Here is a 15,703-nt window from a genome sequence, read left to right on the forward strand (position 1 = left end):
AGGCCGCATGCCTAATGACATTCAAGCGCATTGAGACGCCATGTCCGGCTATCGGCTATCGGCTATCGGATTTGGTATTACACTCCCTCCGTCAAAACCTCTGTGCCTCTGTGGTAAAATTTCTCTGCGCCCTCGCTTCTCGCTCCCCTCGCTACTTCGCCATAGCCATAGCCAACTCAAGCAGCAAGCGCCCGTGGCGTAGCAATTCGGTGAGGGAAATATGCTCATCGGGGCCGTAGGGTGAGCTATCGGGGCGGGCCAAGCCGACCGAGACAACTGGGCAGGTCATGCGTTCGACGAAGAGTTGCAACGGTAGGGCAAAGGGCCCTGAGGGAACGATGGAGAGCGTTTTGCCAAAAACAGCCGCTCCCGCAGCCGAGACTTGGCGCACAAAGCGGTTTTGGGCATTGGTACGAGCGGGAGAGTAACCTCCGGGCAGTTGTTCGATGCCCACATCGCTGAAGCCGCGGTCGTCGAGGTGTTCGCGCAGCAGTTGGGCTAGCAAGGTTGGCGTTTGGCGCGGGACAAGCTGGAAGTCAAGGACGGCGTTGGCCGTAGAGGGGAGTTGGGCTAAGTCGCTCTCGGGCATGCAGTGAATGCTACTGAGGTTGCAGGTGGGGAGTGTCACTTCGGCGCGCACCAGGGCAACACCACTCATCCCAAAGAGAAAGTGGTCGGCTCCCCAGGCAGCGAGACGCCCATACTCATCGAGCTTGATCGCCCGCAGCGCGGTATTCTCGTCGCGGGTGGGGCCGTCAACCTCTTCGTAGAAGCCGGGGATGCGAATATCTTCATCTTCGCCCTTGATATTACTCAGTGCCCAGGTGAGGCGCCAGAGCGGGTTACGCAGGGCGGGTGCCGCCCCGGCAGGCAGTGGGTGGGTGGGGCCACGGGCGCTCAGACGTACCTGCAATAGCCCTTTGCAGCCACTATAACAGAGTGGTGTGCCATTATCCTCACGCTCACCCATACTACCAAGGCAGGCATCAGCCGCACAGAGATCGGGGTTGTCATCGAGGGCTTGGGCTAGGCTGGGTGAACCAAGCAGACCGCCGCCGTCCACGACAAAGACGATGCCACAGGGCAGTTCGCCATAGGCCGTGAGTAGCGCCTGCACAGTCTGCATATGGGCGGCAAAAGGCCCTTTGCCCTCAGCAACCCCACGGCCATAGAGCGCACCATCGCGCTCTGCCAGTTGGTAGGGTTCGTGCGACCAGACGCGCCAAGGGCCAGAGGGGGGCGCATCGAAGCGATGGTAGAGCAACAACGTCTGCTCTGAGCGCCCATTGCGGCGTGCGAGTACCACTGGCGGCGGTCCCGGCGCAATGCGTACCTGCATCCCCAACGATTGTAGTTGCGCCCCAATCAGCGCGGCGCTTGCCGTCAGATCATCGGGCTGCCCAACAACCGAAGGCTGCTCACACAGCGCCTGCAATGAAACAATGAGCTGATCCGTCAGCAAGGGCGGTGGCTCAGGCACAGGACGACTCCTGACGGCTGCGGTCTTTGCAGATGAGGATACTTCTATACTCTAACAGTATAGCATGTCATTCGCGCCACCGCGACGTTGGCTGAGCCCTGAGCTTGTCGAAGGGTCGAAGCCAACGTCGCGGCCCAGAACTTTTTCGCGCTAAGGGATGGTTTCAGAAACGGCCTTTCAGCTTCACAGTTGGAGTGCCGACTTTAGTCGGCATCCAGAGGTTGTCGGAGACCTCAGCCGACTAAAGTCGGCACTACCTACTGGCGCAAACTGTAAAGTGCCCTGAAACCATCCCTAACAAAAAATTCCTTTGACATCCGTGCTTTTTGAACCTATAATTCCGAGGAAATGTCTTCAACCTCATCCTAAGATAGACCTAACGCCATTGTTTCAGCCTGAATCCTCTGCTTATAAGCTACCCAAGCACATCAGGCGTGACACCACCTACCCGTGAATTAGGCACGGCCAAGTGGTGTATTTGGTGTTTTGTCTCGGTTGAAGCATTGCGGGCCAGCGGCAGCAGATGCCTGCCAATGGCACAGATGTCCCCTCGATGCTGTGCGTCGGGGAAATTATGTAAGGAGGATTGTCACGTATGGGTCTCCTTTCTAGGCGCGCCGCCGCGTTTGCGTTGCTGGCGCTGATTCTGCCCATCTTGGCTGCTTGTGGTGGGACACCCCCCGCAGCAGAGCCAGTAGTCCGCGAGACGGTTGTGGTTGTACAGACTGCCGAGCCGATTGTTGTGACGGCAACCCCTGATCCTGATCAGGTTGTTGAGCCAACTACAGAGGGTGAGCCTGCTGATGAGGCTGATGAGCCGGCTGCTGCCGCGCCTTCGGGTGCCTTCAGTACGCCCCATCCCATCCTGAGTGATGTGCGCGTGCGCCATGCGATTGCCTACTGCTCCAATCGGCCTGAGTTGATCGAGTCGGTCTATCCCTTCCTCAGCGACGAGCAGAAGGAAGAGTTGCTGATGGATACCTTCCTGCCCCAGGGCCACTGGGCGCTGGCGACTGAGAATATTACCACCTACCCCTTTGACCTTGAGCGTGGCCAAGAACTGCTCGAGGAGGCTGGATGGACGGGTGAGCCCGTGCGTTCCAACGAAGATGGTGATGTTCTCGCGTTGAACTTCACCACCACCAATGCCCAGTTCCGCCAGACCTGGGGTGCTGTCTTTATTCAGCAGATGGCGGCCTGTGGTATTCAGGTGATCCCCACCTATGCGCCTGGTTCCTGGTGGTTTGGTAGCACCACCGGCTTGGCCCGCCGCGAGTTTGAGTTGGGTGCCTTTGCTTGGGTTGGGCAGACCGATCCCGCCGGGCGCACGTTATATGCCTGTAACCAAATTCCGTTGCCCGAGAACAACTGGGAAGGCCAGAACTACATGGGCTGGTGCAACGAGCGGGCGAGCATCGCGATTACTGCCGCGAATAACACCCTCGACCGCGATGAGCGCATCCGCCAGTATGCGATTGTGCAGGAAGAATTCACCCGTGATATGGTGAGCCTCCCGCTCTTTAATCGCCTCGAAGCCTATGCCGCGAGCAACAATTTGGTCAATTTCCGCGCCGATCCGACCGAGTACTACACCGCCAATGCCTTTGAGTGGGAGTTGAGCGATGGCGGCGATACGGTGGTAATTGGTCTTACCCAAGAGCCAGCCACCCTCTGGACGCTGATCGAGAGTGCCGCTGTGCAGCGTGTGGTCTCGTTCCTGCTTGGTGTGCCCGCAACCACCAGCTACACCTATGACTTCCAGCCCTTTGGCCTTACCCAGCTCTCGACCATCGAGAATGGCGCGGCGGTCAATGAAGAGGTTGAGGTGAGTGAGGGCGATACCGTCTGGAACACCGACGGCGAGGCGGTTGAATTGGCCCCCGGCGTTGAGGTGGTGACCGCAGATGGCGAGACGGTGGTCTATGAGAGTGGTACCCTTACCATGATGCAGCTCTCGGTGACCGACACCTGGGTTGAGGGTCTTACCTGGGAAGATGGCGAGCCGGTGAAGCAGGCCGACTTTGAGCTGGCCTACAAGATTGACTGCGACCCCGATTCGGGTGCCGTCACCCTGGCCGTCTGCCGCTCGATGGCTGATGTCGAATTCCACGATGATGTCAGCTACACCGTGACCTTCTACCCCGGTGTGCAGTGGCCGACCTACTTCTCTGGTCTGCTCACCTTCTACCCGTCGCACCTGGTCTTGAGCGATGGGCGTAACCTGGCCGATGTACCCGCCAGCGAGTGGAGCAGCCTGCCCGAAGTCGTTGAGAGCCCGCTCAGCTCTGGCCCCTACACCATCGAGAGTTGGGACAAGGGTCAGCGCATGACCTTGCGCGCCAACCCCAACTACTTCCAGGGTGAGCCGGCTGTGTCAACGATTATCGTTCAGTTCGTCGCCGACACCAACCAGGCCGTGGCCCAGTTGCTGACTGGCGAGATTGATGTGCTTGGTAGCGAGACCCTTGGTGCTGGTACTGAGGTTGAGATGGTGATTGAGGCCGGTGAGGCTGGTACCATTCAGGCCTTCGTGGTGCCCAGTTCGACCTGGGAGCACGTTGATATGAATCTGTATCGGCGCTAGTTGCGATCGCCTGAACAACCGTCTTTGTTGCAAGTGGGCGGCCTCTTTGCCGCCCATTTGCAGCAGAAAAACGGAGTAAAGTTATGACGACATTTCTTATTCGCCGTTTTGTACAGATGTTTTTTGTTACTGTTGTTGCAGCTTTTTTGTCGTTTATACTACTCTACCTCGCACCAGGGGGCCCAATTGATGAGTTGAGGGGTGCCCAGCGCCAGAATGATGGCATGAGTCGGGTGGATCAGACAGATGTACAACGTGTGCGTGAACGTTTTGAACTTGATTTTTATCTTCCTTTTCGTTTTTCCCGCTGGCTGATTGGTTGGCCTTCTGGGCCGATCTTCGGCGCAATTGGAGCCGATTGGCAGGTTGGCTGTTCCATCCCGGGCCAAGTGCGCCTCGTCTATCCCGATGGCCGGGTCGAGATTATTGAAGAGGGCTGCGAGGTGCCGTTGACCTTGGCCTCCATTGAGGATCGCCGTGTGAGCAATGGGGTCTTCTTTGGTGACTTTGGGCTCTCACAGACGATCCTGCGTGATCGTCCGGTGATGACGCTGATTATGTCGCGCTTGCCCTATACGCTCTCGTTGATGGGAACGTCAATCCTGCTTTCGATCCTGATCGCTGTACCGATTGGCATCTATTCGGCGGTGCGCCAGTATTCGCGCTTTGACTATACGATGACCACGATTGCCTTTATTGGCTCTTCGCTGCCGAGCTTTGTCTTTGGGATCTTTGCGATTCTGATCTTCTCCATTTTGGCCCAACGGGCCGGCTTGCCCTACCTGCCTTCGGGCAATGCCTCCGGCGCCCGCGATTGGGTGATGCCCTACTTTGGCAGAATTGAGGCCGGTTCGCTCGTGGATCGGGGGCTGCGCTTCATTATGCCTGTAGGTGTACTTACCTTCATCAATATTGCGGGCTGGAGCCGTTTTATACGGGCGAGTATGCTCGAGGTTTTGCAGCAAGACTATGTGCGTACCGCACGGGCTAAAGGGGTCAAAGAGCGCATGGTGATTATTAAGCACGCCCTGCGTAATGCGCTGATCCCGTTCATTACGCTGCTCGCTGGGGTGCTGGCTGCGCTCTTTGGTGGCGCATTGATCACCGAGGCGGTCTTCAATTGGCCTGGGCTTGGCCGGCTCTTTATTGATGCCCTCGGACGCCACGATTACAATGTGGTGATGGCGCTGCTCTTTGTCAATGTGGTGCTGCTCATGATCGGTATTCTGATCGCAGATATTCTCTATACCATTGTGGATCCGCGCATTCGGCTGTCATAGCGAAGGAGTTTTCCATGAGCGTACCCTCAAGCGCAGCCATGCCGGAGCTCAAGCCCGCGCGCTCTGAAGGTCAGTGGGCGATTGTCTTTCGACGCTTGCGTAGGCATCGCGTCGCCATGTTCTGCTTCGTTGTCTTGATTGGTATGCTGACCATTTCGGCCCTAGCGCCGCTGATTGCGCCCTTTGAACGCGATGAACCCAATCTGCGCGCCCGCTTCCTCACGCCGATGTCGGTGGATAACGATGGCAATCTGCGTCTGCTTGGTACCGATCATCTAGGCCGCGACTATTTTACGCGCCTCCTCTACGCTTCGCGTGTCTCCCTTGGTACGGCCTTCTTTGCGACCTTCTTAGCCTCGGCCATTGGCATTACCCTGGGTATTTTGGCTGGCTTCTTTGGCGGTTGGGTTGATGTGATCGTTAGCCGAACGCTGGAAGTTATTGCCTCCATACCCACCCTCGTGCTGCTCTTGATTGTGGTGACGGTCTTTGTGGGGCGTGAAGAGGATATACCTATACCAAGATTCGTTACCAGTATCTTTGCGGGATTCTTTGCCGTTCAAACCCGCGAAGCCAATATTGTACTCTTGGTAAATATCGTTTTGGCCCTCTTTGGCTGGACGGTCACCGCCCGTCTGATGCGCGGCATGGCCATGTCGGTACGTGAACATATCTACATTGAGGCTGCGCGGGCACTAGGGGCATCCAACTTCCGCATCTTGGTGCGCCATGTCTTTCCCAATTCCTTGCCTCCCATGATTGTTGACTTTACCCTGGGGGTAAATGCGATCCTGTTGGCCGAGTCGGCTTTGAGTTTCTTGGGTTTTGGCATTCAAGACCCCACCCCAACCTGGGGCAATATGCTCAATAATGCCCAGAACTATATGTTTCAGCACCCCTGGATGCCGCTCATTCCCGCAATGCCCATCCTGATCGCGTCGCTCGCTGTGAACTACTTTGGCGATGGTCTGCGCGATGCACTCGATCCGCGTCAACGCGGGTAGTAGCCCGCAGAGTACCCACTTATGGCAAATGTAAACCGTGAAATCTTGCGCGTCGAAGGGCTGAAGACCCACTTCTTTACCGATGAGGGTGTGGTTCAGGCGGTGGATGGGGTTGATTTTGTGCTGCACCGTGGTGAGACGCTCGGTATCGTTGGGGAGAGCGGCTCCGGCAAGAGTGTCACGTCACTTTCGCTGCTGCGCCTCGTTAGTCGGCCAGGGCGCATCGTTGAGGGCCAGTTGCTCTTTGATGGCGTAGACCTCACCAGCATCAGTGAAGAACAGATGCGTGCGATTCGTGGCGACCGCATCTCGATGATCTTTCAGCAGCCTACCACCGCGCTCAATCCGGTCTTCCGTGTGGGCGACCAGATCATCGAAACGCTCACCATTCACCAGGGGCTGCAAGGCAATGAGGCGCAACAGCGCTGCCGCGAGTTGCTCACCATGGTGGGTCTGCCCGATCCAGAACGGCGCATGCGCCAGTACCCCCACGAACTCTCTGGGGGCCAGTGTCAGCGCATCATGATCGCCATGGCGCTCGCCTGTAACCCTGAGTTGCTCATAGCCGATGAGCCCACAACCGCCCTTGATGTGACCATCCAGGCCCAAATTCTCGACCTGATGCGTGCGCTGCGCGAAAAGATTGACACGGCCATTATCCTCATCACCCACGACATGGGCGTCGTTGCCGAAATGGCCGATAATGTGATTGTGATGTATGCAGGCCAAGTGGTTGAGTATGCAGAAGTGAAGCAACTCTTTGCCAATCCGCTGCACCCCTACACCATTGGCCTCCTCAACTCCATGCCGGTCTTGGGCGATGTGCGCGACGAACTGGCCGTCATTCCCGGCACGGTACCTAGTCTGATCAATCCGCCCGTTGGTTGCCGTTTTGCGGCCCGTTGTGATCGGCGCTTCGAGCGTTGCACTGAAACGCCGCCCATGGTGGAGCCTGAGCAGGGACGACGGGTGCGTTGCTGGCTCTATCGGTGATGGAAGGACCCTCCATGACAAGCTCGGTAACGTCAACCGATAACGATGTTCTGCTCGAAGTCAATAATCTCAAGACCCACTTTCCGATCAAGGGCGGACTGCTGCGCCGCACCGTGGCTACGGTCAAGGCGGTTGATGGCGTAAGTTTTGCGGTGAAGCGTGGCGAGACCCTCGGCCTTGTGGGTGAGAGCGGTTGCGGCAAGACCACAACCGGGCGCACGGTGCTGCGCCTCGAGCGCGCAACCGAGGGCGAAGTCCTCTTTGAGGGCCACGATGTGCTCAGAGCGAGCCGCTGGCAGATGAAGCGGCTCCGCCGCGATATGCAGATTGTCTTCCAAGACCCCTACGCCTCACTCGATCCGCGCATCACGATTGGCGAGAGCGTCGAAGAGGGCTTGATCATTCATGGGATCGGCAACGCCCATGAGCGGCGCGAGCGGGTGCGTGCAGTACTCGACAAAGTGGGGCTGCATGCCAACCAGATGAACCGTTTCCCCCACGAGTTCTCAGGCGGCCAACGGCAGCGCATCGGCATCGCCCGGGCGCTGATCATGGAGCCAAAGCTGATTGTCTGCGACGAGCCCGTGAGCGCCCTCGACGTCTCGATCCAATCACAGGTACTCAATCTGCTCAAGAATCTCCAGCGCGAATTTGGCCTCACCTACCTCTTCATTGCCCACAACCTCGCCGTGGTCGAGCATATTAGCGACCGGGTGGGGGTCATGTACTTAGGCAAAGTGGTAGAACTATCGGGGCGGGATGATCTCTTTCGCAACCCGCTGCACCCCTACACCAAAGCGCTCATTTCAGCCATTCCGCAACCCGACCCAACCGTGCGCCGGGCGCGGATTATGCTCCAAGGCGACGTACCAAGCCCAATCAACCCACCAACGGGCTGCCGCTTCCACCCGCGCTGCTGGATCGCCCAAGAAATCTGCAAGACCGACGATCCCGCCTTTGAAGAGAAGCGTAAGGGCCATTGGGCCGCCTGCCACTTTGCAGGCGAGGCGTAGGGGGGGGGATGGTATTCTTCAACCTTCCACGAGGTTCACGAGGGTTACCCCTTCGCCGCCGTCGCGCCCGCCGCCGGTGAAGCCTTTGACCAAGGGGTGGCTCTGGAGGGTTTCGCGGACTACTTGGCGCAGTGCTCCGCTGCCTTTGCCGTGGATGAGGCGCACTTGGTGTAAGCCAGCCAGGTAGGCGTCGTTGAGGTAGCTATCAAGCTGGTCGTCAACTTCGTGGACGCGCCAGCCGCGCATGTCGAGGCTCATGGCGACCTCGGGTGTGGGCGGGCGGCTGATGCTGCGTTCGGTGGGCGCTTGGTAGCGTTGAGCTTGGTTGTTGGGTTCCTGCTTTTCGCGGCTGAGTTCGCGCAGGTCGGTGTTCATGCGAAAGCCACCTACTTGCACCATGGCGGTGCCGTCTTCGAGATCAATGCTGATGATTTCGCCCTTGAGTCCGACGGAGCGCACCAGTACGGTATCGCCTGGTTGGAGCGGGCGGGGGGCTTGGGGCGGCGGCGCAGGTGCCTGTGGTTGTGGGCGGGCTGTGACCTGACGGACATGCTCGGCGCTTGCTGCAATCCGCGCTTCGGCCTCGGCCAGCCATTGGCGCGAGAGGTTGGCGCTACGCAGATCTTCACGCAGACGGCGCAGTTGGCTTCGTACTTCGCGCAGTTCATCTTCAAGCTCGCGCTGGGCTGCGGCGGCGGCATCCTCGCGCTGCTCATGGAACGTGCGCCACTCCTGCTCAAGGCGGTCACGATACTTCGCGGCATCCTCGCGCAGCTCCTCGGCCCGCGCTAGTGCCGCTGCGCTCGCCTCGCGCTCGCGGTGCATGCCAGCCAGCAGATCTTCGACCGCCGCGTCGTCGCGGGCGAGACTGGTACGGGCCCGTTCGACCAGCGTTGCATCCAGCCCAAGCCGACTTGCAATTGCGAGGGCATTCGAGCGGCCCGGCAGCCCAATGCTCAGGCGGTAGGTGGGGGCCAGGGTTTCGAGATCAAATTCGACCGAACCATTCTGCACCCCAGGAGTGTTGTAGGCAAAAGCCTTCAGTTCGGCATAGTGGGTTGTGGCCACACCGAGAACCCCCAACTCCAACAGGCGCTCGATGATCGCCCGCGCAAGCGCCGCGCCCTCGACCGGATCGGTGCCTGCGCCGAGTTCATCGAAGAGCACAAGGGCGCGGGGGCGATTGTGGGCCAGGAGCGCCCAGCGATCCACCTCCCAGACTTCGCCGGGCAGCGGTTGCTCGTCGAGCGCCCGTAACACCCGAATGATGGTACGCATATGGGACGAAAAGGTCGAGAGGCTCTGCTCGATGCTCTGTTCGTCGCCAATATCGGCAAAGATGTGGCTAAAGACCGGCAGGCGCACCGGCGCTTGCGCGGGCACATGCAGCCCCGCCTGAGCCATCAACGCCAGCAACCCGGTCGTCTTGAGCGCGACGGTCTTGCCGCCGGTATTGGGGCCAGTAATGAGCAGCAGCCGAAAGTCGCCGCCGAGCCAGATGGTGGTTGGCACCACTGTTGCCTGATCGAGCAGGGGGTGGCGGGCGGCAGTGAGCAGCAACGGGGCGTTATGCGGATCAGCGTTGGCCTCCAGTGGCTGATCGGGCTGCCAGGTACTCAACGTAGGTGCCACAGCCCCAAGGGCTTCCGCATACTTTGCGCGAGCCAAGGCGAAATCAAGCTCGGCAATCGTCGTCACCGTAGCCACTAGTTGAGGCGCAAGCGCCCCCACCTGCTGCGAAAAGGCGCTAAGGATGCGTTGCACCTCTTCGCCCTCAGCGGACTGCAACTCGCGCCAGCGATTGTTGAGTTCCAGTGTAGCGATGGGTTCAATATAGAGCGTTGCGCCGCTACTCGACTGATCATGGACGAGGCCACGCACATCTTTACGATGGCTGGCCTTCACGGGCAGCACATAGCGCCCGTTACGCACCGTGATAATCGGCTCTTGCAGTGCTGCACCGATGCTGGACGCAGCGATCATCTGCTGAAGTTTGGCTTGGAGGCGCTCAAAGGCCACCCGAATCTCGCGGCGCAGGCGCGCCAACTCAGGGCTCGCGTGATCATGCAGTTGACCATCATCGCCAATGGCACGGAACAGTTCCACTTCGAGGGGCGGCAATTGCGGCAACAGATCGGCCAACTCAAGCAGCAGTGGGTAGCGTTCAGCCTCTAGGCGCAGCAGGCGCTCGCGGAGTGCCCGCGCCGCCGCGAGCGTCCCGGCCAGCTCAAGCAGCGAGACGCCATCAAGGATGCCGCCGCGGGCGGCATGGTTGGCCGCAGGGCGCACATCGCGCACGCCACCAACGCTGGTATCGGGCAGGGCCGCGAGTAATGCACGGGCCTCACTGGTAAGATCAAGCGCACGGCGCACATCCGCAAACACCGTCGCAGGCGTGAGCTTTAGCGCCAACTCACGCGAGGCGGCAAAGGCGGTATGCTGGGCTAACTGGGCACAGATTTTAGGAAACTCAAGGGTGGTAAGGGTTTGGGCAGCGATAGGCATAGGGGTACAGGAAAGAGAACATAGGGGCATGGCGCGAGGATGCGAGGATGCGAGGATGCGAGGATGCGAGGATGCGAAGTCATCTGCGTCAAGAAACCCGTCGTATTTGAAAAGTATTGCCCCTAGCGCTCAGCAACAAAGCCCCGCCAAGCAACCACGTAGTACGGGCGAGTTGACGGGCGGCAGCGATCATCGGCGCAGCGGGGGCGTGGGGGCCATCACCGAGGCGATAGTGGCCCGCTTTGATCAAAGTCGTATCAAGGGCACCAGCCATAGCGGCCATCGGCCAGCCCGCGTTGGGCGAAGCGGTGTGGCTGGCATAGAGCCGTGTAGCGCGCCAAGCGTCGGCCCCGCGGCCCCAGGTGAGTTGCGCCGCCACTGCAATCAGGAACGCAGTGAGGCGTGCAGGCACAAGGTTGAGGCCATCATCGAGGCGGGCCGCAAACTTACCCAGATGCTCATAGCGCTCATTATGGTAACCCCACATCGCATCAGCCGTATTGCACAAACGGTAGACCGCCATCGCGGGCAGGCCACCAACGAGATAGGCCAACGCAGGGGCCACCAGACTATCGGAGAGATTCTCGGCCAGCGATTCAATCGCAGCGGCAGCCACTTCTGATGCGCTCAGTTCATCAGTTGGCCGGCTAACCAGATGCCAACTGAGCAAACGGCGTGCTTCAGGCAGATCAGCATTGAGCAGCGCTTGCTCCACCTCGGCCACTGCGCGGTCGAGGCTGCGGTAGGCCAAGAGCGTCGTCGCGGCGCCCGCTTGGATCAGGGGGTGTTGCGGGAGCAGCGCGGCCCCAGTGCCAACCAAAGCGGCCCCACCAGCGAGCCATGCGCCGCCCCAGACCAAACGGGCCTGGGGAGCAACTGGGGCCACCTGCTCACCCAAACGCATCCAACGACCCAACAGCACCACCGGATGCCAGTGGTTAGGCGGATCGCCCACGAGCGCATCGGCGGCGAGAGCTAAGAGCAGGTTGTAGGCGCGTGAACCCTGGGTAGCCATATATAGAGCTTAGAGCAGTGATGCGTGATCAGTGACGAGTGACACGTAGGGGATGCCGCATCGCAATGCGGGCTTGCGAGGATGCGTGAGGCGAGGAGGCGAGAGCTTCGCATCCTCGCGTCTTCGCGTCTTCGCAAACTGTAAAGTTGCCACGCGCCTTCCCTTACTAGCGAATCGCAAAGATCATACGCGCCCCACTGGGCAAGAACGGCGCGAAATAATCAAACGTAAGCGGCAATACCACCGTAGCAAAATAGCGACAAACGAACGAATTGGCCACACTATTGCCAATCATGCGGAAAATAGGCATATCAACATTACGCCCGCCCCGGGTTACCATCAGATTCCACAAGAGATCTGCTGTCATCCCAATGATCAACGCGCCGAGAACCATGCCAAGCAGCGTACCAACAATACGATCAAGATACTCCAAGCTCCCTGGAAGTTTCGCATAACGGAACGTATAGAGCCCAGCTATGGTAATCAGAAAAAGAGAGATCATATGCACCAGAGCAAAGGCAATGTATTGTGAAACATAGCGCTGGGATTGAAACTGACGCACAAAAAAATCACCCAAGGGTGCGAAATAGAGGCTGGCAAGCACAGTGGCAAGGTATAAAGCAACGATCACAATCAGCAGGCGAATCATACCTTGAAAGAAACCGGCTGCTAAGGTTCCAAAGAACAAGAAGACTAGCAGAATATCGATGAAATTCATAACCAAGTCCTTAAACTCTTGTTGTTCCGCTGTGGCGGCGAAGCCGCCACAGCGGAACAACATCCATAGATGGTTTGGATCATAGCGTCTAGGGATTATAGCACACCCCCATACCAGCTTTTGATCAGCCACATATCAGCCTTAAGCCTGTTGACTCTGGCGTGGGGTAAGCTAGGATGGGCGTATGGTTAGGAAAGAGGAAAGAGGAAATTAGGATCATATGAGTACGCTCGCTTCGTCATCCGCAGCGACTCAATTTGAGCCGAACCACCCCGACGAAGCGGTGGTCGTGGCCTCCGGGCCAGACGACCCGGTGAGTACGCTGATTGCATCACCTGTTGAGGTTCCTGCGAACCCAACGCTAACGGTTCAGCCCGCTGTTGAGCTTGAGGCTTGCCCTAGCCCAACGTCGGCTGTGCAACCCCCCGCTGAGGCGCAGGCAATTGCCCCCCAGGTGGCACCAACGCCTGAGCTCGCCGCGCAACCTGAGCCAATGCAGGCCCAACGGCTCGCCCCGCAGGAGGTGCGCCGGGCTCTACGCATCTCGACGGTTGAGGGGGCGGTTGCCAATATTCATATTTCGATCACGGGATCGGTGGGGGGCAGTGTCTTCCTCACGGGTTTCGCGATTCTGCTGGGGGCCAATAGTTTCCAGTTGGGGCTCCTTGGTGCGCTGCCCTTTATTGGCCAACTCTTCCAGTTTGTGGGCGCCTACCTAGAGGAGCGTTCGGGCAACCGGCGTAAGCTGGTGCTCTACAACTTTCTTGCTGCCCGGCTGATCTGGGCGCTGCTGTTGGCCTTGCCCTTCCTTACGTTCCTCGGTAGCGCCCAGTTGCTCGTCTTCTTCGTGGGCCTTGCGGCGACCTACGCATTCCACGGGATTGCAACCAATGCCTGGATGAGTTGGATGAGCGATCTGGTGCCGCCACGGCGCCGGGGTAGTTACTTTGGCATGCGTAATACCGTGGCAGCAATGACGGCGATGGCCAGTGCCTTCCTGGCTGGCTTGGCGCTTGACTATTTCCGTGAGCGTGGGGGCGAGGCGGTGGGCTATGCGCTCATCTTTGGGGTGGCGGTGCTGGCTGCGATCATTGCGGCTGGCCTGTTGGCACGCCAAGCGGAACCGCCTATGCAACCACGTCCGCGCACCAGCATCAAAGAGATGGTGCGTGCGCCTATGCGCGATGCAAACTTCCGTAGCTTTAGCGCTGCGAGTACTGGTTGGACCATGGTCATTGGTATTGCAGCCCCCTTCTTCTTTGCCTATGGCTTGACCACCCTAGAGATCAACTTTGCCACCCTGAGCCTGATGGCGATCCTGACCAGTGCTGTCTCGCTCATCTTTGCTCCGATTGTGGGGCGCATGCAGGATAAGATTGGCTCACGGGTGACCATCACCGTCTGTGTGCTTGGCAACGCCATTGTGCCTTGGGGCTGGGTGATTGCTACACCCGACAACCTGCTGCCAATCTGGATCGGCTCGGTCATTACGGGTATCTTCTGGCCCGGCCTGCACCAAGGGCTGTCCAATGTTCTGATGGAGCGTGCGCCCATGGTGGCGCGCAGTTCGGCAATTGCGGCCTACGGTGCGCTCACTGGTTTTGGTACGCTCACTGCGGGGCTGCTTGGTGGGGCACTTGCTATGGCGCTAGACGACACCCAACTCGTGGTTGGTTCGTTGAGCATCGTTGGCCTTGGCTTCCTCTTTGTGCTCACCAGCCTGGGGCGCATCGTCATGGCCGTGGTCTTTTGGCGCACGCTCTGAGGGGCGGTTGGAGATTGGAGATTGGAGATTGGAGATTGGAGATTGGAGATTGGAGATTGGAGATTGGAGATTGGAGATTGGAGATTGGAGATTGGAGATTGGAGATTGGAGATTGGAGATTGCCGAACAGAGCATACAATCTGAAATCTACAATCTGAAATCTACAATCTGAAATAGCTGCCGTAGGCTCGCAATATGCTGCGGGGTGGTGCGGCAGCACCCGCCGATGAGCTGCGCTCCGGCGGCGTACCATGTGCGTGCTTGGGCCGCGAAGTCGCTACACGATGCTTCACCGCTCCATGTGCTGTCTGTAGCATCCCACACTTCGCCCGAATTGGGGTAGACAACAATGGGTTTGCTGGTGGAACTGCGGGCGGCATGGATCAGTGACTCGATGTAGGCTGGTGGAGTGCAATTAACGCCCAGGGCTACCAGTTGCGGGTGATGATCAAAGGCGGCGGCACAGTGCGCAATTGCCTCGCCGTTGCTAATCTCTGAGCCGTTGCGTGCGCTGAAGCTAAACCAGGCGGGAGTTGTGGGAAACTCGGAGAGTAGTTCGGCTAAGGCTTGGGCCTCGACGAGGCAAGGGATCGTTTCGCATGCCAGCAGATCAGCGCCGGCGCTGGCCAGCACCGCTAGGCGCGGGCGGTGAAAGACCTTGAGGTCAACGATACTGAGCCCATAGTCGCCCCGGTACTCCGAGCCGTCGTGCAGGAACGCACCGTAGGGGCCTATGGATGCAGCCACCAAGGGACGCACCCGCCCAACACGGTTACGCGGTTCGGCCCAGAAGGCATCGCGGGCCTCCAGTGCCAACTGCACCGCAAGGCGCATCAACTCCACCGCCTGCACCCCGCTCATACCACGCACCGCAAGACCCGCAAAGGTTGCTTGGTAGTTCGCCGTAATCACCACATCGGCCCCAGCGGCAAGATAGTCGGCATGAATCTGCCGAATCAGCGCCGGATGCTCAATCAGCATCTTCGCCGACCAGAGCGGATCGCGCAGATCACAGCCACGCCGCTCCAACTCGGTGGCTAATGCACCATCGAGGATGATTAGTTTCTGTTGTTGTAGGATAGTTTCAATTAGACTCATTTTTTATAAGTATCTGAAGCTTTGGTAGGAGTAGAGGCAACTCCTCTTTGCATACTCCTCATACTGTGCCAAATAGGGCAGACCAAGCTCCTGTAGTCTACCAAAGGCGGCTTCAACCTGAGGCAGTACGAGCGCCTCGGCCTCTTGGTGCGTGATCGGCGCAAGGGCGGCTTGGGATGCCCAGGATGGCCCTCACCCCCTACCCCCTTCGACAAGCTCTGGTTCGACAGGCTCACCAACCGGGCATC

General features: G+C 58.8%; 11 protein-coding genes. 6 read left to right on the forward strand and 5 right to left on the reverse strand.

The features are described 5' to 3' along the window. Positions 1-151: 151 nt before the first annotated feature. Positions 152-1,480, reverse strand: coding sequence for a M20/M25/M40 family metallo-hydrolase (locus CJ255_RS17875; RefSeq protein ID WP_097645457.1), 1,329 nt, complete (start codon positions 1,478-1,480; stop codon positions 152-154). A 595-nt stretch (positions 1,481-2,075) separates the two neighbouring features. On the opposite strand from CJ255_RS17875, the gene CJ255_RS17880 reads away from it, so the two are divergent. From CJ255_RS17880 to CJ255_RS17900, 5 genes are all read left to right on the forward strand, one after another. After that, complete coding sequence (locus tag CJ255_RS17880; RefSeq protein WP_097645458.1) at positions 2,076-4,064, forward strand: ABC transporter substrate-binding protein; 1,989 nt, start codon at positions 2,076-2,078, stop codon at positions 4,062-4,064. An 83-nt stretch (positions 4,065-4,147) separates the two neighbouring features. Next, positions 4,148-5,344 (forward strand): ABC transporter permease, encoded by a 1,197-nt coding sequence (locus tag CJ255_RS17885; RefSeq protein ID WP_097645459.1) that lies wholly within the window; start codon positions 4,148-4,150, stop codon positions 5,342-5,344. 14 nt (positions 5,345-5,358) lie between these two features. After that, entirely contained in the window at positions 5,359-6,348 is a 990-nt protein-coding gene (locus CJ255_RS17890) for an ABC transporter permease (RefSeq protein ID WP_097645460.1), read from the forward strand. A gap of 21 nt (positions 6,349-6,369) precedes the next feature. After that, a complete protein-coding gene (locus CJ255_RS17895) occupies positions 6,370-7,341 on the forward strand; it encodes an ABC transporter ATP-binding protein (protein ID WP_097645461.1) in 972 nt (323 codons plus the stop codon). A 14-nt stretch (positions 7,342-7,355) separates the two neighbouring features. After that, positions 7,356-8,354 carry an ABC transporter ATP-binding protein gene (locus CJ255_RS17900; RefSeq protein ID WP_097645462.1) on the forward strand — a complete coding sequence of 333 codons (999 nt, stop codon included), beginning with the start codon at positions 7,356-7,358 and terminating at the stop codon, positions 8,352-8,354. Between the two features lie 18 nt (positions 8,355-8,372). Here CJ255_RS17900 and CJ255_RS17905 read toward each other — a convergent pair whose 3' ends face one another. From CJ255_RS17905 to CJ255_RS17915, 3 genes are all read right to left on the reverse strand, one after another. Further along, on the reverse strand, positions 8,373-10,859 hold the full coding sequence (locus CJ255_RS17905) for an endonuclease MutS2 (protein WP_097645463.1): 2,487 nt from the start codon (positions 10,857-10,859) through the stop codon (positions 8,373-8,375). Between the two features lie 88 nt (positions 10,860-10,947). Continuing rightward, positions 10,948-11,874 carry an adenosylcobinamide-phosphate synthase CbiB gene (gene cbiB / locus CJ255_RS17910; RefSeq protein WP_097645464.1) on the reverse strand — a complete coding sequence of 309 codons (927 nt, stop codon included), beginning with the start codon at positions 11,872-11,874 and terminating at the stop codon, positions 10,948-10,950. Positions 11,875-12,040: 166 nt separating this feature from the next. Further along, entirely contained in the window at positions 12,041-12,724 is a 684-nt protein-coding gene (locus CJ255_RS17915; RefSeq protein WP_245863542.1) for a CvpA family protein, read from the reverse strand. Between the two features lie 88 nt (positions 12,725-12,812). Here CJ255_RS17915 and CJ255_RS17920 point away from each other — a divergent pair, with 88 nt between their 5' ends. Beyond that, on the forward strand, positions 12,813-14,357 hold the full coding sequence (locus CJ255_RS17920; protein WP_245863544.1) for an MFS transporter: 1,545 nt from the start codon (positions 12,813-12,815) through the stop codon (positions 14,355-14,357). Between the two features lie 147 nt (positions 14,358-14,504). On the opposite strand, the gene mmuM is transcribed toward CJ255_RS17920, so the two are convergent. Then, positions 14,505-15,455, reverse strand: coding sequence for a homocysteine S-methyltransferase (gene mmuM / locus CJ255_RS17930; RefSeq protein ID WP_097645466.1), 951 nt, complete (start codon positions 15,453-15,455; stop codon positions 14,505-14,507). Positions 15,456-15,703 lie beyond the last annotated feature (248 nt).

It is taken from the genome of Candidatus Viridilinea mediisalina, assembly GCF_002532535.1.
GTDB lineage: Bacteria > Chloroflexota > Chloroflexia > Chloroflexales > Chloroflexaceae > Viridilinea > Viridilinea mediisalina.